This window comes from Bacillus sp. MUM 13, from assembly GCF_001866725.1.
Lineage (GTDB): Bacteria > Bacillota > Bacilli > Bacillales > DSM-1321 > Peribacillus.
Window position 1 is genome coordinate 17,967 of record NZ_MLYQ01000102.1, and the last position, 18,525, is coordinate 36,491.

An 18,525-nucleotide genomic window follows, 5' to 3' on the forward strand; every position below is an offset into this window, starting at 1 on the left:
CTGTTATCATGTCATTGATTCTCCACTTATGTTTAATGCAAGTTTTATGCCAAAATGAAAATTAAGGCATGCTACGAATGCTGGCAGCGAAAACTGCAAAAAAAATTGGCAGAGTATAATTTTTTTTGCACTTGTAGTGCAAATTTTTTTTGCATAATCGTTCATTCGCAGATAAAATAACAGAAACGTATGGAAAGGGAGACAACCTTAATGCACAAAACTTTTTTAAGTGAGGTTTTTAAGCAGATTATCGATGGAATGGATATAGGCCTGCATGTTATTGATGAAAACGGCCAAACCATTGTCTACAACAAAAAGATGATGCAGATGGAATCTATGGAGTTAATGGATGTGATTGATAAAAATCTGCTGGAAGTTTTTAAATTTAAAAGTGATCAGGAAAGTACACTTTTGCAGGCTCTCCACAAAGGAAAAGAAACAAAGAATGTTAAGCAAACATACTTTAATAACAAAGGAAAGGAAATTACCACCATCAATAATACATTTCCTTTGCTGATAAACGGAGAGATCAGGGGGGCTGCCGAGATAGCCCGGGATGTTACCAAGCTCGAAAAACTTATCAGGAATAATGCCGCAAGGAAAGGAGACACTGCTTATACTTTTGAAAGTATTATTGGAGAAAGCTCATTAATAAAAGAAGTGATAGAACATGCCAAAAGGGCGACACGAACGTCATCATCTGTCCTTATTATTGGGGAGACAGGAACCGGTAAAGAGCTTTTTGCCCAAAGCATACATAATGGCTCTGCAAGATCAGCTTCTCCTTTCGTTTCTCAAAACTGTGCAGCGATTCCAGATAATCTGCTGGAAAGCATTTTATTCGGGACAAAAAAAGGGGCCTTCACAGGATCTGTTGATTATCCAGGGTTGTTTGAGCAGGCGGATGGAGGGACTTTGCTGCTTGATGAAATTAATTCCCTCAATATCAGTCTTCAGGCAAAGCTATTAAGGGTTTTGCAGGAAAGGAGCATAAGGCGAATCGGGGACAGCAAGGATATCCCGGTTGATGTCAGAATAATTGCTACAATTAATGAAGATCCGATAGAAGCGATAGCAAATGGCCATCTGCGTAAAGATCTGTATTACAGGCTGGGGGTTGTCACTTTGTTTATACCGCCATTAAGAAATAGAATGGAAGATATCGAGCCGCTTGTCGAAAGCTTTATTGCCGCTTACAATTCCCTTTTTCAGATGGAAGTAAAAGAAGTGGAAGGAGAGGTGCTGTCTTCATTTTATCAATATGATTGGCCGGGGAATGTCAGGGAATTAGAACATATCGTGGAAGGTGCCATGAATTTAATCATGGATGAAGAAAGCATAGAGTATGCACATTTGCCTTTTCATTATAGAAATAAATTTATGTTTAAACAGGCAAACCCAATACAGATGGCCGCCAAAAAAGATAGTAATCCAGAAAAAATTACTTCATTAAAAAAACATTTGAAAGAGGCAGAAAAAAGCTATCTTAAAAAGGCCTTGGAAATTAATTCGCACAACATCACAAAAACTGCTGAAATGCTTGGAATCAGCCGCCAAAGCCTTCAATATAGAATAAAAAAAATGAGTCTCGATAATAAGCAATAAAATGAAGTGCAGGTGATGACCCTGATTTAAGGAAGGCTTTTATGAGGAATCAATTGAAGAACGGTACAAAAGTCTTTTATTAATAAATAATTTTCTTAAGGAGTTCAATATCCGAGTATATTAAAGATTTGATTTCCGGAAACGGACATTTAAAATAATCGTCTGTAAGTTTTAACAGTTCAAGTGCCATGATGTTCTTTTCATTTTCTGAAATCACTATTATTACACCTCAGCTGTATTTAGTTTTTCAAGACTATGGTATGATATCCTTTTTTATAAAATTATAAACATTTAGTTGCGAAAACCTCACTAAAACTCTATATGAATTTTTGCTGATTTTTGATTTTTCACACGGGAAAAATATGCAAAAGCTTTTACCTCTTAGAAAGGAACACTGGGGCTTAATAGCCAGAAATAACATGTTTATATGGCAGAACCGCTTTGCCCAGTTAAAAACATTGCTAGCATACCTATTTAGTTTTATAATCATGGAGATATGCTGTCTATCGGTTACTGGCTATTCTTATAGATATATTTATATTATGCAATTACGCTAAATATTACACTTGGACTAGGAGGATCAGTTTGAGGATACCTATATTAAAACTAAAAGAAATGCTGCTGGTTTCAATACAAGTAGAATTAGATGATGAAAGTGCAATCATGCTTCAGGAAGATCTGTTAAAGAAGATACATGAAACAAGCGCAAATGGAGTGGTCATAGATTTGACTTCTTTGGATATGGTGGATTCTTTCATTGCAAAAGTATTAGGTGATGTTGTAAGCATGGCTAACCTGATGGGAGCAAAGGTAGTGCTGACAGGCATACAGCCAGCTGTTGCCATCACTTTAATAGAGCTTGGAATCCATCTTTCAGGCATAGATACAGCTATTGATCTAGAGAATGGTGTTGAGAAATTAAATAATTTATTAGGGTGAGGTGTTTGGTAGATTTTATGCTGCAGTCATTTGATGAAAGTGAAAAATCCATTGTTATCGACATTAACAATGAAATGGACATAGTCCTGGCTCGCCAAACAGGAAGAAAAGTCAGCAAAGAGCTGGATTTCAGCCTTGTTGATCAATCAAGAATAACCACATCCATTTCAGAATTGGCTAGGAATATTTATAAGTATGCATTGCCGGGCAAAATCATAATAGAGGCCATAAAAAAAGAAAATAAGGATGGTATTAAAGTGATTGCGGCTGATGAGGGTCCTGGGATTCCTGATATAAAAAAAGCACTGGAAGACGGGTATACCACATCTGGGGGCCTTGGTGCCGGCGTTCCTGGTGTGAAACGGCTTATGGATGAATTTGAAATTGACTCTGCCGTTGGTGAGGGTACAAAAATTACCGTGAAAAAGTGGAAAAAATAATTTTCGGTACTACAAAACCTATGGAACAGGCAATGAAATATTACACAACTAGGGCCTATAAAGGCACCTGCCTGAATGATATGCAATAAAAAATGCTGGTAAACGTCCACAATCATAAGGCATTCCATATCATGGAATAATAATCTCTGGCTGTCCTGCATGAGCTAGAAAATTATATGCTGGATGGCCGGTTTGCTGAGGGAGAAAGAAAACCTTTCTGCAAGATAGATTCCCGGAAATTTCGTGATAACGCTTTCTTCTCTTCGAACAAGCAAAAAGGTAACAGCTATATATCAGGTCTTCACCTTAAACTTCCTGAGGGAATGCTTTCTTGCCATGTGGCACGGCTTGATGACAGCTTAAATATTTTGATGAAATTCTGTCTGCAGGGTAATGGAGGAAATATTAATATTGAAGAAGATGTTCTTTTTGAATGCTTATGGGGTGAAATCTCCCCTGCTATAGTCATGAGGACTCTATATGTAAATAGGTCGCAGACGGTAAAAACAGGTGGGCATTATGAATAAATATAGTTTGCTGGGTAAGTTTACTGTTCAAGAGGGGGAGAGTGACACATTGACAGATATTGCTGGAAGCAGCAGATGTCATGATGAATCTGGATTTATGTCAAATATATCTCGTGAATATTTCTGAATTAAATGCTGTTTATGTTTATGAAGTGTGGAGTGATGAAGAAGCCCATCCAGCATCACTGACTCTTGAAGCCGCACAAACATTCATAAAGCGTACAAAACCAATCATAACTGGCATGAACAAGAATTTCACCCTCAAAACAGCGGGAAGGAAAAAAGCTGGTTTAATGGTGAAAATCCCATTAAACCAGCTTTTTTCAAGTTTCTAATTTCATTTCCCCTTATTTTTTAACCCATTTATCATCACTGTTTTTTTTATATTCATGCTTTACAGCACTCCACGCCACTTTAAATGCGGTTTCTTCTTCTTTATATTCCTTGCTCGCTGAATTGAAGGCTTCTTTAAAAATTTCCTGGGCATGATAAGGAAGGTTATCCTTCACTGCTTCAGGAAGTTCGTTTAGCGAATTGTATGGCATATTTCACTCCTCCTTTTATACTTCGTTAATTGCCTGCTTTCTTATTCTTTAAACGTATCTTAAAGACAGCATTCATTGTGAAGCAGTTTAAAAGTATTTATATTGTTTCCTTTTTTAAGGCACAGAAAACAAAGTGAATTTGTGGAAGCGTCCTTTTTTGGCTGTCAGCTGGATGGGGCAGAAGCTACATGTCCTTTAAAGTCCTCTGTTTTTAAAATGGGGGATTTTGATCTTAATAAATATTTAAAAATATACTCGGTATAGGAGCACATATAAAAATCCCGCCCAGGTTTCTGGGCGGGATTTGACAATTAATTTTTATATGGCCTTAGTCCGCGTTTGTCAATTTCGTTTTTTAAACACCTGATAACATCCTTATCCTTTTCCGTCGATACTGCATTACGATATGAAACCACTAACTGCTCGTTGCTCATGATCTTCATTAAGCATCCCTCCTGGTAAGGTTTTAAGTATCTACTTTATTGTATATGTTTTTAGAAAATTTGGAAAGTAAAAAGAATTATTAATACCGGATCAGCAGAAAGACCAAGTTTAAAATTAAAAACATAAATATATTATGTCAATTCCTTTATATGTTCTGAAGCAGAACTAAACGATGGATAGCTTTCATTCAGGCACCACAAAAAGTAACCTCATTTGATTAATGGATGTATAAAGGCTTATATAGTTTATTTAAAAGGCTGCGATGGAAGGGTACATACATATAAGAAATGCAGGTAAAAATCCGATTAAATGCGGTTCAACATTTCTTTTTACATTTCTTCCAAACCATTCTTTGTTTGAAAATCCGTTTTTTTTACATGCTAATAAGGTATGGATGCATGATGGAGATATTATTTTTTATATGTAAATTCTTGAAATGCTCTCTATATGATTTACAGGATTTAGGTATTGACAGGGAAATGTCTGTAATTGCAGGGCTTTTGTACAGTGTGAAATGTTCGGATAATTTAATCTAATTGATTTTTAGTAACCTGGAATGAGTGGTTTTTGCAACCGCTACCATTACGAATATACCTGGATTTATGGGGTAATTCAGCTTGCACCATTGATATAAAAGGCTTTATAGCTGTTCACAATATATACACAAATCGCTTGACCTGTTAAATGTAAAGAGTTATTATGGTTACGTTATGTTACCAATGTGAATATAAGAACATTTAATTCGATCTTTAGATTTAAGGATCTTTTTATACAAAAGGGGGATTACCATGGATACCATGACCTTTGTTTTATTCGGGGGAACAGGTGATTTAGCTAAAAGAAAAATATACCCTGCCCTTTATAATTTGTTTATGGAAAATAAGATGCCAGATGTTTTTTCTGTTGTTGGTTTGGGAAGAAGTACTATGTCGCATACTGAATTTCAGCAGTATGTAGAAGAGTCAATCAATACATTTTCCCGCAGCAAAAATAACGATTCTGCAAAGATGGAAAAATTCCTGTCAGCTTTCGCTTACACTACTTTGAATGCTACAGACAAAGAGGACTTCACTAAATTGCTCGAGCTTGTTGAAAAGCGCGAACAAGAATTGCAAATTTCACAAAACCGTATGTTCTATTTGTCGGTTGCACCTAAGTTCTTTGATATTATCGCAGGCAATATTAAGGAAAGCGGATTAGGATCAGTTTCAGGCTGGAAACGCCTGATCATCGAAAAACCATTTGGGCATGACCTTGAATCTGCACGAGAGCTGAATGCTAAGTTAAGCCAGTCTTTCGATGAAGATGAGGTGTACCGCATTGACCACTATCTTGGCAAGCCAATGGTACAAAACCTTGAGGCACTGGAATTCGCGAACCCTGTACTTCAGGCACTTTGGAATAACCAATATATCGCTAACGTGCAAATTACAGCTGCGGAAATCGTCGGTGTTGAAGAGCGTGCAGGCTATTATGATCAATCTGGTGCGATTCGGGATATGTTCCAAAATCACATGCTTCAAATGCTGATGATGACTGCCATGCATCTTCCTAAGCGGATTAGCGCTACTGATATCCGCGATGAAAAAAGGAAGGTACTTGAATCTCTTCGTCCATTAACGGAGGAAGATGTTGCTTCCCAGGTTATTCGCGGACAATATGCTGAAGGCGAAATCAATGGCAAAGAGGTAGTTGGCTATAAGTCAGAACCTGGCATTGAAGAGACTTCACAAAATGATACTTTCATCGGTGCAAGATTATGGATCGATGATGAATTCTGGGCTGGTGTACCTTTCTATATCCGCACAGGGAAAAGAATGAAAGAAAAGTCTACGCGCATCGTGGTTGAATTCAAAAACCCTCTAAAAGAATTATATGGAAAAGGCAGTGAAGAAACTGCGCCAAATCTTTTAGTGGTTGAAATTAATCCGAACGAGGGTGTCTCATTACTACTTAATAGTAAAAATCCGGGGAACGGCGGAAAGATTGAACCGATTAAAATCGATTATGTGACAGATAACCATGATGTTCCTGAAGCATATGAGCTTTTAATTCACGATGCACTCCGCGGCGATTCAACTTTCTTTGCTCACTGGAATGAAGTTGAATTATCCTGGAAGTATGTACAGCCAATTCTGAATGCATTTGAAAAGAACCTGGTTCCTCTTCAATCATACAAATCAGGCTCCTATGGCCCTGATGCTGTCCATAATCTGCTTAAGGAAGATGGCTTTAAATGGTGGCTTGATGGAGAAGGCACTATCAAAGGAAATGAATTAACACTGCAAAAATAACGAAAACGAAAAAACGTGATGGGGGATTAAAAAGCATGACAACAGAAATCCAGCAATTAGCAGTCAATACTATCCGTACATTATCAATCGATGCTATTAACGCAGCAAATTCCGGCCATCCGGGATTACCAATGGGTGCAGCTCCAATGGCTTATGCACTTTGGGCAAACCATTTGAACTACAATCCTGGAAATTCAAAATGGTTCAACCGCGACCGTTTCGTTCTTTCTGCAGGACATGGTTCAAGCATGCTGTACAGCATGCTTCACCTTGCAGGCTATGATGTTTCAATTGATGACTTGAAAAGCTTCCGTAAATTGAACAGCAAAACTCCTGGACACCCAGAAGTCGGCCATACTGACGGTGTTGAAGCAACAACCGGCCCTCTTGGACAAGGTATTGCGACTGCGGTAGGCATGGCAATGGCTGAAAAGCACTTAGCCGGAAAATTCAATAAAGAAGATAAATCAGTAATTGACCACTACACATATGCACTTGTTGGTGACGGTGACCTTTCAGAAGGCATCTCATACGAAGCTATGTCAATGGCTGGACACATGAAACTTGATAAATTGGTTGTTCTTTATGATTCAAATGATATTTCTTTGGACGGAGAATTGAACCTTTCTTTCTCAGAAAACATCCAAAAAAGAGCAGAGTCCGCTAACTGGCAGTACCTTCGCGTTGAAGAAGGAAACGATGTAGAAGCTGTTTCTAAAGCAATCGAAGAAGCTAAGAAAAACACTGAGCAGCCTACACTAATCGAAGTAAGGACTATCATCGGTTTCGGAAGCCCGAAAGTTGCCGGTTCAAACAAGGCCCATGGTGCTCCGCTTGGTGCAGAAGAAGCACTATTAACCAAGAAAGCTTACAGCTGGTTATTCGATGAAGACTTCTATGTTCCAGAAGAAGTGAAAGCTCACTTTGCAGAGCTTAAGGAACAAGGCGCACAAACAGAAAGCAAATGGAATGATTTATTCTCTTCTTATAAAGAAGCTTACCCTGAATTAGCTAATGAGCTTGAAAAAGCAATCAAGGGCGAAGTTTTAATTGATGCCAAGGATGTTCTTACATTCTCACCTGATAAGGCAATCTCTACAAGGGTAGCAAGCGGAGAAGCAATCAACCATTATGTGAAAACTGTTCCTTCCATCTTTGGAGGAAGTGCCGACCTTTCTCACTCAACTATGACTGAGATTAAAGGTGAAGAAGCATTTGCAGTTCAATCAGATGCTGGAAGAAACATCTATTTCGGCGTACGCGAGCATGCAATGGGTGCAGCTGGAAATGGTATGGCTCTTCATGGCGGAGTAAAGCCATTCGTAAGTACATTCTTTGTTTTCAATGATTATCTTCGTCCAGCAATCCGTATGGCAGCAATCTCTAAATTGCCTGTAACGTTTGTGTTCACACATGATTCAATCGCTGTAGGCGAAGATGGCCCTACACATGAGCCAGTTGAGCATCTTGCAGCATTGCGTGCAATTCCTGGCTTGACTGTTATCCGCCCGTCAGATGCCAATGAAACAGCAAATGCATGGGCATATGCACTTCAGCAAACAGAAGGTCCAGTTGTGCTTGTTCTTAGCCGTCAAAACCTTCCTGTATTTGAAGAAACAAAAGGCAATGTAGAAAACCTGAAAAAAGGCGGATATATCCTAACTGAAACAAACGAAAATCCTGAGCTTATCCTGATTGCCACTGGATCTGAAGTTTCATTAGCAGCAGACGCAAAAGCAGAGTTGGAAAAAGAAAACCTTTCAGTGCGTGTAGTTGCAATGCCAAGCTGGGAGCTATTCGGCGCACAAAGCAGCGAGTACAAAGAAAAAGTTCTTCCATCTTCTATCAAAAAACGTGTATCTATCGAAGCTGGTACTTCACTTGGATGGGAACGTTTCGTAGGATTTGAAGGAAAGACTGTCAGCATCAACCAATTCGGAGCATCAGGAACAGGCAATGAAGTATTGGCTATGTTCGGATTCTCTGTTGAAAATGTTGTTAAAACAGCAAAAAGCTTGCTGTAATTTATACAAAAAAGAAATAATTACATGATGTTTGAAGGAAGATATAAGCGTAAAGCATATATCTTCCAAACTTGAGGAGGCAATTAGCATGCAAGTAGGTTTAGTTGGTTTAGGTAAAATGGGATTAAATATTGGAATGAACTTAATCGATCACAAACACGAAGTAGTGGCATTTGACTTAAATGCCAGTGCTGTTGAAGAAATGCAAAAATATGGTGCTAAAGGCACTTCAAGCTTAAAAGAGCTTGTTGAATCTTTAGAAAAGCCAAGAGTTCTTTGGATTATGGTTCCTCACTCTGTTGTAGATTCAGTTATCGGCGAAATCAAACCTTTCCTTTCTGAAGGAGATATCGTAATCGAAGCAGGAAACTCTCATTACAAAGAGTCTATTGCCCGCTACAATGATTTGAAAGAAACTGGCGTTCGCTTCATGGATGCAGGTACTTCTGGCGGTATGGAAGGCGCTCGTAACGGAGCTTGCTACATGGTCGGCGGAGATCAAGAAGCATGGGATATCGTTGAGCCTATCTTCCGTGATACAGCTGTTGAAAATGGTTACCTGTATGCAGGAAACATCGGAAGCGGCCATTTCTTGAAAATGGTTCATAACGGCATTGAGTACGGTATGATGGCTGCTATCGGCGAAGGCTTTGAAGTCCTTGAGAAAAGTGATTTCAACTTTGACTATGAAAAAGTTGCAAAAGTATGGAACAATGGTTCTGTAATCCGTTCATGGTTAATGGAACTTACTGAAAATGCATTCTCTAAAGACGCTAAGCTTGACGGCATCAAAGGAATCATGCAATCTTCAGGTGAAGGAAAATGGACTGTTGAAACAGCTCTTGACCTTCAGGCAGCAACTCCAGTTATTGCTATGTCCCTATTAATGCGCTACCGTTCACTAGATCAAGACACTTTCAATGGTAAAGTTGTCGCTGCACTACGTAACGAGTTTGGCGGACACGCTGTAGAAAAGAACTAATAAACCTGTTATAACGTCCTAAGGCACGTAACGCCTATTGTGTCTTGGGACCTTTTTTAGACATAATAAATCAAATGGAGGCTATTCAACATGAAATTTTTCTTAGATACTGCAAACCTTGATGAAATCAAAAAAGGCTACAAAATGGGTATTTTATCTGGTGTAACTACTAACCCTTCTCTAGTTGTTAAAGAAGGCGTTAAGTTTGAAGACCGCATCGCAGAAATCTGCCAGGCTGTTCCAGATGTAGAATCTGTATCTGCTGAAGTTACTCCAATTGCTCTTACTGCTGAAGATATGATCGCTGAAGCTAATGAGCTTATTAAAATCAACGGCGGAGACAAAAAAGTTACAATTAAACTTCCGATGACTGTTGCCGGTTTGGAAGCTTGCCGTTACTTGACTAAAAAAGGTGTTAGAACGAACATCACTTTGATCTTTACAGTGAATCAGGCGCTATTGGCTGCTCGTGCTGGAGCTACTTATGTTTCTCCATTCTTGGGCCGTTTAGATGATATCTCTGAAGATGGAGTTCTTTTAGTAGAAAAAATTGCAGCTTTATTCCGTACTCATAATCTTGATACACAAATCATTGCAGCATCTGTCCGCCACGCAGATCACGTTACACGTGTAGCAATGGCAGGAGCACATATTGCAACTATGCCTCTTAAAGTAGTTGAACAGCTTACTAAGCATCCATTGACTGACCAAGGAATGGAAAAGTTCTCAACTGATTGGGAAAAAGTTGTAAGCAAATAATGAATGAAAACTGATTTACGGGGTGGAATTTTCACCCCTAAATCTTTTTTTTGTCTTTTTTTTAAGAAATGCTTACGTGAATGTACATTGGTCATTCCTTCACATGGTTTATCGAAGCGGAAATTACCATGCAAATTTGACAGGGCTTTAAGCTTAAGGTTCATAAATTAGAATAAAAAAGGAGAATTGCCTCATGACTATATCTTTTGATTATAAAAATGCTTTGTCTTTTATGCAGCAAAGTGAAGTAGATAATCTTGGCGAATTCGTAAAAACAGCACATCATATGCTACATGAAAAAAAAGGTCCTGGCTCTGATTATTTAGGATGGGTTGACCTTCCTGAAGCATATGACAAAGAAGAATTCGCCCGTATTAAGGAAGCTGCTAAAAGGATTCGTTCAAATTCTGATGCTCTCGTTGTAATCGGGATTGGCGGTTCATACCTCGGCGCACGTGCTGCGATTGATGCATTAACACATACTTTCCATAATCAGATGAAAGATACAACACAAGTATACTTCGCAGGACAAAATATCAGTCCTTCTTATATCACACACTTGCTGGAGCTTTTAGAAGGTAAAGACATTTCCGTTAATGTTATTTCTAAATCAGGTACAACAACTGAACCAGCTATTGCTTTCCGCATCTTCCGTGACTATATGGAGAAAAAATACGGAAAAGAAGAAGCTAAAAAACGTATTTATGCAACTACAGACAAAGCTAAAGGCGCTTTAAAACAGGTTGCTGATGAAGAAGGGTACGAAACCTTCGTGATTCCTGATGACGTAGGCGGACGCTACTCTGTATTGACTGCAGTCGGATTATTGCCAATCGCGGCAGCCGGCCTTGATATCGACAAAATGATGGAAGGTGCAGCAGCAGCAGCTAAAAAATATAATAATCCTGAGCTTGAATCAAACGAGAGCTACCAGTATGCAGCAGTAAGGAATGCTCTTTACCGCAAAGGAAAAACAATTGAATTGCTTGTAAACTACGAGCCAAACCTTCATTATGTTTCTGAATGGTGGAAACAGCTGTTTGGTGAAAGTGAAGGAAAAGATCAAAAAGGATTATTCCCTGCATCTGTAGATTTCACAACAGATTTACATTCCATGGGCCAATATGTACAAGAAGGACGCCGAGACTTGTTAGAAACAGTTCTTCAAGTTAAGAAACCTGCTATCGATGTAACAATTCAGGAAGACCCTGCTAACATTGATGGATTAAATTTCCTTGCTGGAAAAACTATGGACGAAGTAAATAAAAACGCATTCCAAGGAACAGTGCTTGCACATGTGGATGGTAATGTGCCAAACCTTGCAGTTGAACTTGATGAGTTAAACGAATTCACTTTTGGAGAAATGGTATACTTCTTCGAAAAAGCCTGCGGAATCAGCGGCTTGCTTATGGGCGTAAACCCATTTGATCAGCCGGGTGTTGAAGCATATAAGCGCAACATGTTTGCATTGCTTGGTAAACCAGGATTTGAAGCAGAAAAAGCTGAATTGATGAAGCGTTTATCCAAATAATATTGCAGGAAGAGTGCCTTTGCCAGCGAAAAGCTTTGCCCTGGCAGGGGTGCTCTTTTGCTTTTTAATGCCAGGCTCACAGCTTTTCATGTTGATTTCGCCTTAGAGGCAGATGCGGCAACGTAAGCAAAAATCAGCCGGAAATCTTAATAGTGCTGCCCGCTTGTTCCACTTCACTCCTTACAACCAATATGTTACTTTAAGTAACCGTCAACCTTAAAAGTTGGGACGGTTCCCTCCATCATTTTACAGCCTAAATTACCTGAATAAGTATTGACGAACGACTTTGTTGGGTATAATATGGTTACATAAAGTTACCAAATATAAAATAATTAATTGCCGAAAGAAGGATTCTGCATCATGGATATACTACTGGCTCTTCTTCCTGCAATTTTCTGGGGAAGCATTGTGCTGTTTAATGTAAAACTTGGGGGAGGCGCCTATAGCCAAACACTTGGTACAACCCTTGGAGCACTCATTTTCTCGATTATCATTTATTTAACCATCCATCCGGTATTGACACCTTATATTTTCTTAATTGGGATCATATCCGGGTTGTTCTGGTCACTTGGCCAAAGCAATCAATTAAAAAGTATTGAATATATAGGAGTCTCAAGAACCATGCCCATATCAACCGGCATGCAGCTCGTTGCAACCTCCCTTTTCGGGGTAATTGTGTTTAAAGAATGGGATACTTCGACTGCTGTAATTTTTGGGATTTTAGCTTTGGCATTCATTATCATTGGTATTATTTTAGCATCCTTAAATGACAAAAATGCGGAGAAGCAAAACGGAGGCTTTAATAAAGGGATCATCACACTTCTTCTTTCTACTCTGGGTTACCTGGTATATGTAGTCATCGCCAGGCTAATGAATGTGGATGGATGGTCTGCATTATTTCCTCAAGCCATCGGCATGGTAATAGGAGGATTAATTCTAACCTATAAACACAAGCCATTTAACAAATATGCCATCAGGAATATTATTCCTGGCCTTATTTGGGCTTCTGGAAATTTATTTTTGTTCCTGTCGCAGCCTAAAGTAGGTGTTGCAACAAGCTTTTCACTCTCCCAAATGGGAATTGTCATTTCAACACTTGGAGGGATTTTTCTCTTGGGGGAAAAGAAAACGAAACGTCAGCTGATTAATATTGCCTTGGGCATCATTTTAATCATTGCTGGAGGAGTCTTCCTTGGCATGGCAAAAGCCTGACATGTTCCCGTGCAGCCCATCGTGCAGTATAAGCTAAATGATGAAAAGGAAAGGGAGGCATATTCTCCATGCAGCTAGTAGATGCTAAAATCATCTTGACACAATATGGAAATGAAACCTATGTAAATAAAGAGAATACTGTTGAAATAAAAGAGCTCCAAACTCCTAAGGAGCATAGTCCATTTTACAGAATTCTGATTGGTATAGAGTATTTATTATTAAAAGAAGGAAAATATTATGACAGCCAAAAAAATTACTTTTGGCTTGTAATGGATGAAGATTTCAGGTCTCTTGTACTCGAAGAAACAGAGACTGAGAATATTTTTGCGCTAAAAAGTAAAGAAGAGCGTCAAGCCACTCAAGAACTAATTGGGAAATGGCTGATTCACACTGATGTTTTCAAACATGAAGTACAAAAAAATATAGATAAAATGAAAAATGAAAATGTAGTAACTGTTGATGATATTTATCATGCAATGAAATCTATAAAATTTTTAGAAAAACTCCTTGAACTGAAAACAGAGGACATTTTGTCGGCGTCTGTTGAAATTTAATGTGACATTCTGCTGCAGCTTGCTGGTTCTAAATAAGCTTGTCTGTCAGCAAGATTTGAGTGGAGGCGCACATACATGAATGAAAAGCAAATGGCTGGCGAAAAAGCGGCAGAATATGTTAAAGACGGTATGACTGTCGGTTTGGGAACAGGCTCGACTGTATTTTATACTATTGAAAAACTAGGACAGCTTGTTGGCGAGGGTCTGTCGATCAAGGGTATACCTACCTCGGTTGAAACAGAAAAACTGGCGAGGAAGTGGGGGATTCCTTTAACGGATTTCGGAGAAGTGGATCATCTCGATATTGCCATTGACGGTGCAGATGAAGCCAATCCGGATATGGTTTTAATAAAAGGCGGAGGCGGAGCGCTTTTAAGGGAAAAAATAATTGCTAAAGCCGCCAATACTTTTATTGTTGTTGCTGATTCAGCTAAAATGGTCGAGAAATTAGGGAAGTTTCCGCTTCCGGTCGAAATTGTTCCATTTGGTTATAAAATGACAGTCAGGCATCTTGAAAAACTTCCAGGATGCACAATGAAAATGCGTATGCAGGATGATGTTCTCTTTGTTACGGATAATGGAAATTATATTGCAGACTGCACCTTTGAAAATCTTGAAAATCCTCAAGAACTTGAACAAACTCTTAACATGATTCCTGGCGTCGTTGAAAATGGATTGTTTGTAAATATGACTCATACGGTCATAACCGTCGATAAAGAAAGCCGTAAAGTGATTGAATTAAAAAAATAGCATGAAGTATAAAGCAAAAACCATCAAATTGAGACAAAGCGATCGCTTTTTTTGTCCTAATTTGATGGTTTTTTCGGTTGATATAAGCAGTTCCTAGTCCATTTAATGCAATTAATTATGCCCGTACTGGCCAGGGCAGAACGTTAAGGCTTATTTACCCATCCATTTCTCTGACCAGTCTTCAACAGCACGAAGCGCTCTTCCAAGCTCAACGCCTTTTTTTGTCAAGGAATATTCGGTGCGGACTGGACGGTCTGTGATAACGTTCCTGATGACTATTCCTAAGTCTTCGAGTTCCTTTATACGCTCATTTAGCATGCGCTTACTTAAATCAGGGATAAAAGAATGAATTTCACTAAATCTTTTGGGTTCAATCATAAGGGTGTGAATGATAAGGCCCATCCATTTCTTTCCTACAATATCATAGCTTTGTTCAAGTTTTTTACAGATCCGTTCATTGCTTTTTTCCTCAGCCATACCAATCCACCTCTTTTTCATAAAATATTTTGTGTATTTTTAGTAACAAGTACTCAATATGTTATCTTGTTTATTATTTTCTATTATTCGTATTATATCAGATTTATTACTGCAATTAAAGGGAAGATAACCTATAGGAATTAAAATAATTTTTAATAATAAAGGCACAAAAAATTACTTGGTTGATAAAAGTTCGGTGTTGGGTTTTTCCCCAATAGAGAAGACAGCCTTTAGTCTGGTATACATAGGAAGGGAGAGATTTTGCAGGGGCATAATGGGACTGATATGCAAACCTTTTCATTTGAGAATACTTGCTAAGGAAAAAACAGATATACATTGGTTTCATTATACCCTTTTAAACAGGATCTTTATTTCATCCAGCATCATTCAAAAGTTAAATATGACTTTTTGTTATGAAAAGAAATAAAGTTTCGCTGGGCACAACTTTTAGTGAGCGTTTATAAGCATCATGTGATGTTAAGAAAGCTATATTAAGGGTATAAAAGTTAAAGTGCTTTAACTGGCCATTTAAGGAAGAAAGGACTGCAATTTATCATTTTATGCTTTTAAATAAAAATTCAAGGGAGAAAACCATGTCATTAAAAATAACAAAAAAGAAAATCAAATCTAACTTTTGGGTAGCTCCGGCTATATATGGCGTTGCTGCGGTTATTCTTGCACTTTTGACCATGAAGCTGGATCGGTATCTGCATGTTCACCATCAGCTTTATAAGCATATTCCTAGTATATTCCTTACAGATAAAGAGCTTGCACATTCTATACTCAGTGCTCTTTCAACTTCGCTCCTTACTATGACTACCATAACATTTTCTTCTGTTCTGGTCGTGCAGACAACATTTCTGTCTCAATTTTCTCCGCGGACACTTCAGAATTTTAATGAAAGTTCTAAGTCACAAAGAGTACTGGGTACCTTTGTAGGAGGCTACATTTATACTCTTGTTCTTCTGCTGCAGGTTAGAAAAAATGATTTGAGTGAAACGTTTATCGTCCCATCCTTTGCTGTGCTGGTGACATTTATATGTGTAGGAATGTTTGTCTTTTTAATTCATCATGTTATGGATTGGATTAAGGTTGGCAACCTGATTTCAAATATTACGAAAGAAACTCTTTTGGCTTTTGATAATAACATCAGCAGAGATAAAAAGCTTAAAACTATTAAAGATGATACTGAATTGAAACTCGAAGATCATTCGTATACAAGTGTGATAAGCAGCAAAAGAGGATATTTGCAGTTCATTGATACAGTAAAGCTGGTGAATTATGCAGAACAAAAGGACATTATCGTCAAGCTAGAAAAAGACAGAGGGAAATATGTAGATGTAGATACACCCTTATTCAAGGTATGGGGCAATAATGCTGCATTTGATAAAAACGAAATGCTTTCCCTTCTAGCAATAACTGACGATCAGGAGTCAGTACATGATGTGGATTTCGGTATTCAAAAGCTGGTTGAAATTGCGCTGAGGGGAATCGCCCCGGGGAAAAATGACCCAGAGACAGCTATTAACTGTATTGAACAGCTAAGCCAAATTTTATCGAAGCTTGGAAAATATGATATATCCAACCCTTATCATAGAGATGGAAATAATAACATCAGGCTGATCATTGAAAAACCAACTTTTTTTGACTACCTATATAAAAGCTTTTATCAAATACGCCATTACGGTAAGTCAGATGTGTCTGTAATGATTTCGGTAATTCATGCGCTCACTCTAATTGCAGAGACCAATGAAGACGATGTGAAAAAAATGGTGATGAATTTTACTGAATACATTGTTCAAGGATTAAAGAAGGAAGATTGGCTATTTCTTGATAGAGACAGAATGAATAGTGCCCTTAAAAAATTGTATGCGGCAGGCGGGCAAAGCGGACAAGGAGATTTACTTGAGATTGAATAACAGCCGCAAAAAGGCAATATACGAACTAAAAAACCGGAGACCAGGAATAGCCTGGTCTCCGGTTTTTTTGTTAAGATGCAATCACTCCATTAATTTTGAAATTGGTTTTGTCAGAAGAAGGAGAACGATACCTAATCCAATAGTCACAAAACCAATCGTGCTGAATATTTCAAGATAGCCAAGCGATTGAGTATATGCAGCTAACTGACCTGCTACAAAGTTGGCTACTGCAGAGCTTGCAAGCCATACACCCATAAGAAGAGAGGCTAGTTTAAGCGGTGCAATTTTGCTTACCATCGATAGTCCTACCGGTGATATCATAAGTTCAGCAAGGGTATGAAGGAAATAAGTTACCACCATGAACATTATGTTTACCTTTAAAGAGTTATCATTTCCTGTATACATAACAGCAGGCAGCAATACCATAAAGCCTAAACCGACAACTACCAATCCCATACCCATTTTAGTGGGAGTTTTAAAGTCTCCGCGTTTAGAGCTTCCAAGCTTGTACCATACGGCTGATAAAACAGGAGCCAAAATGACTATGAAGAGCGGATTTAAAGACTGGAACCACGCTGTAGGAATTTCAAAGCCAAACACGTTCCGGTCAATTTGATCTTGTGCATACAAAGTAAGCGAGCTCCCTGCCTGCTCGAAAGCAGCCCAAAAGGCAATTACAAACAGCGAAAGAATGACAATGGCAACTGTACGTCTTTTTTCTTTTTTAGTCAGTACAGCAGCGGGCTTTTGAACAGAAACAGCAGGCTGCTGTTTGCTTGTTGGCTCTTTGCCGATATCGCCCAAGAAGCGGTTGGCAGATAAATTGAAAATAACCTGTCCTACAATCATTCCGATTGCAGCGGTAAGGAAACCATATTTATAGCTCATTAGCCCAACAACTAAAGGTGCGAAGAATGCCCCTACATTAATTCCCATATAGAAGATGGTGAAAGCACCATCACGGCGCGGATCATCCTTGCCATAAAGATCGCCGACAAGTGTTGAAATATTTGGCTTGAAGAAGCCATTACCGATAATCATGATGATAAGCCCGATGTATAAAGCGGTCATGCTCTGATTTACGAACAGCATAAAATTCCCTAGCGCCATTAATACACCGCCAATAGGAATGGCTATTCTTCTTCCAAGGAATTTATCTGTCAAGTATCCGCCAATCATAGGCGTGATATAAACGGCACCCGTAAGTAAACCATAAATACTCATAGCAGTTGATTTATCAACGCCAAGTCCGCCGTTAGCAGCTGTTGCGGTCAAATAAAGCACTAAAATGGCTCTCATGCCATAATAGCTGAAACGTTCCCATGCCTCAGTTGCGAAAAGCATGTACAAGCCCGCAGGATGTTTTTTCCTGCTCTCTTGCTGCTTCACAGCCTCTTTCTTTATAGCCGTTTCCATAATTCATGTCCTCCTAAAAAAATAAAATACGCCTGAAAGTTAAAATGTTTTTTACATTTTCAAAAAATTCAAACGGCAGGAGCCGAAACTCACTAACTCTTACGTAA

The 18,525-nt window shown here is 38.6% G+C and carries 18 protein-coding genes; 13 read left to right on the plus strand and 5 right to left on the minus strand.

Annotation, left to right across the window (positions count from 1 at the left end; translation table 11 throughout):
- Nucleotides 1–210: 210 nt before the first annotated feature.
- Nucleotides 211–1,605 carry a sigma-54 interaction domain-containing protein gene (locus tag BIV59_RS19595; RefSeq protein WP_071353146.1) on the plus strand — a complete coding sequence of 465 codons (1,395 nt, stop codon included), beginning with the start codon at nt 211–213 and terminating at the stop codon, nt 1,603–1,605.
- A 79-nt stretch (nt 1,606–1,684) separates the two neighbouring features.
- On the opposite strand, the gene BIV59_RS23830 is transcribed toward BIV59_RS19595, so the two are convergent.
- Nucleotides 1,685–1,822, minus strand: coding sequence for a hypothetical protein (locus BIV59_RS23830; protein WP_170846202.1), 138 nt, complete (start codon nt 1,820–1,822; stop codon nt 1,685–1,687).
- Nucleotides 1,823–2,184: 362 nt separating this feature from the next.
- On the opposite strand from BIV59_RS23830, the gene BIV59_RS19600 reads away from it, so the two are divergent.
- From BIV59_RS19600 to BIV59_RS19615, 3 genes are all read left to right on the plus strand, one after another.
- Entirely contained in the window at nt 2,185–2,544 is a 360-nt protein-coding gene (locus BIV59_RS19600) for an STAS domain-containing protein (protein ID WP_083392273.1), read from the plus strand.
- A 17-nt stretch (nt 2,545–2,561) separates the two neighbouring features.
- A complete protein-coding gene (locus BIV59_RS19605; protein WP_071353164.1) occupies nt 2,562–2,984 on the plus strand; it encodes an anti-sigma regulatory factor in 423 nt (140 codons plus the stop codon).
- A 607-nt stretch (nt 2,985–3,591) separates the two neighbouring features.
- Complete coding sequence (locus BIV59_RS19615) at nt 3,592–3,846, plus strand: putative quinol monooxygenase (protein WP_240501955.1); 255 nt, start codon at nt 3,592–3,594, stop codon at nt 3,844–3,846.
- Nucleotides 3,847–3,858: 12 nt separating this feature from the next.
- On the opposite strand, the gene BIV59_RS19620 is transcribed toward BIV59_RS19615, so the two are convergent.
- Complete coding sequence (locus tag BIV59_RS19620; RefSeq protein WP_071353149.1) at nt 3,859–4,056, minus strand: ChaB family protein; 198 nt, start codon at nt 4,054–4,056, stop codon at nt 3,859–3,861.
- A gap of 311 nt (nt 4,057–4,367) precedes the next feature.
- On the minus strand, nt 4,368–4,499 hold the full coding sequence (gene sda, locus BIV59_RS19625; RefSeq protein ID WP_071353150.1) for a sporulation histidine kinase inhibitor Sda: 132 nt from the start codon (nt 4,497–4,499) through the stop codon (nt 4,368–4,370).
- A 789-nt stretch (nt 4,500–5,288) separates the two neighbouring features.
- On the opposite strand from sda, the gene zwf reads away from it, so the two are divergent.
- The 8 genes from zwf (at nt 5,289) to rpiA (ending at nt 14,606) form a co-directional block, all read left to right on the plus strand.
- Nucleotides 5,289–6,794 (plus strand): glucose-6-phosphate dehydrogenase, encoded by a 1,506-nt coding sequence (gene zwf, locus BIV59_RS19630; RefSeq protein WP_071353151.1) that lies wholly within the window; start codon nt 5,289–5,291, stop codon nt 6,792–6,794.
- Between the two features lie 35 nt (nt 6,795–6,829).
- Complete coding sequence (gene tkt, locus BIV59_RS19635; protein ID WP_071353152.1) at nt 6,830–8,818, plus strand: transketolase; 1,989 nt, start codon at nt 6,830–6,832, stop codon at nt 8,816–8,818.
- 88 nt (nt 8,819–8,906) lie between these two features.
- Nucleotides 8,907–9,800 (plus strand): phosphogluconate dehydrogenase (NAD(+)-dependent, decarboxylating), encoded by an 894-nt coding sequence (gene gnd, locus BIV59_RS19640; RefSeq protein ID WP_071353153.1) that lies wholly within the window; start codon nt 8,907–8,909, stop codon nt 9,798–9,800.
- A 90-nt stretch (nt 9,801–9,890) separates the two neighbouring features.
- Nucleotides 9,891–10,559: a fructose-6-phosphate aldolase gene (gene fsa / locus BIV59_RS19645; protein ID WP_071353154.1), complete on the plus strand. Its 669-nt coding sequence runs from the start codon at nt 9,891–9,893 to the stop codon at nt 10,557–10,559.
- A gap of 193 nt (nt 10,560–10,752) precedes the next feature.
- The gene (locus tag BIV59_RS19650) at nt 10,753–12,090 is read left to right on the plus strand and encodes a glucose-6-phosphate isomerase (protein WP_071353155.1); all 1,338 of its coding nucleotides are present in this window, start codon (nt 10,753–10,755) and stop codon (nt 12,088–12,090) included.
- Nucleotides 12,091–12,450: 360 nt separating this feature from the next.
- Nucleotides 12,451–13,302: a GRP family sugar transporter gene (locus BIV59_RS19655; RefSeq protein ID WP_071353156.1), complete on the plus strand. Its 852-nt coding sequence runs from the start codon at nt 12,451–12,453 to the stop codon at nt 13,300–13,302.
- A 68-nt stretch (nt 13,303–13,370) separates the two neighbouring features.
- The gene (locus BIV59_RS19660; protein ID WP_071353157.1) at nt 13,371–13,856 is read left to right on the plus strand and encodes a hypothetical protein; all 486 of its coding nucleotides are present in this window, start codon (nt 13,371–13,373) and stop codon (nt 13,854–13,856) included.
- A 75-nt stretch (nt 13,857–13,931) separates the two neighbouring features.
- The gene (gene rpiA, locus BIV59_RS19665; RefSeq protein WP_071353158.1) at nt 13,932–14,606 is read left to right on the plus strand and encodes a ribose-5-phosphate isomerase RpiA; all 675 of its coding nucleotides are present in this window, start codon (nt 13,932–13,934) and stop codon (nt 14,604–14,606) included.
- A 150-nt stretch (nt 14,607–14,756) separates the two neighbouring features.
- On the opposite strand, the gene BIV59_RS19670 is transcribed toward rpiA, so the two are convergent.
- Nucleotides 14,757–15,083, minus strand: coding sequence for a winged helix-turn-helix transcriptional regulator (locus tag BIV59_RS19670; RefSeq protein WP_071353159.1), 327 nt, complete (start codon nt 15,081–15,083; stop codon nt 14,757–14,759).
- 593 nt (nt 15,084–15,676) lie between these two features.
- Here BIV59_RS19670 and BIV59_RS19675 point away from each other — a divergent pair.
- Nucleotides 15,677–17,002 carry a DUF2254 domain-containing protein gene (locus tag BIV59_RS19675; RefSeq protein WP_240501956.1) on the plus strand — a complete coding sequence of 442 codons (1,326 nt, stop codon included), beginning with the start codon at nt 15,677–15,679 and terminating at the stop codon, nt 17,000–17,002.
- Nucleotides 17,003–17,083: 81 nt separating this feature from the next.
- Here BIV59_RS19675 and BIV59_RS19680 read toward each other — a convergent pair whose 3' ends face one another.
- Nucleotides 17,084–18,418 (minus strand): peptide MFS transporter, encoded by a 1,335-nt coding sequence (locus BIV59_RS19680; protein WP_071353161.1) that lies wholly within the window; start codon nt 18,416–18,418, stop codon nt 17,084–17,086.
- Nucleotides 18,419–18,525: the final 107 nt, after the last annotated feature.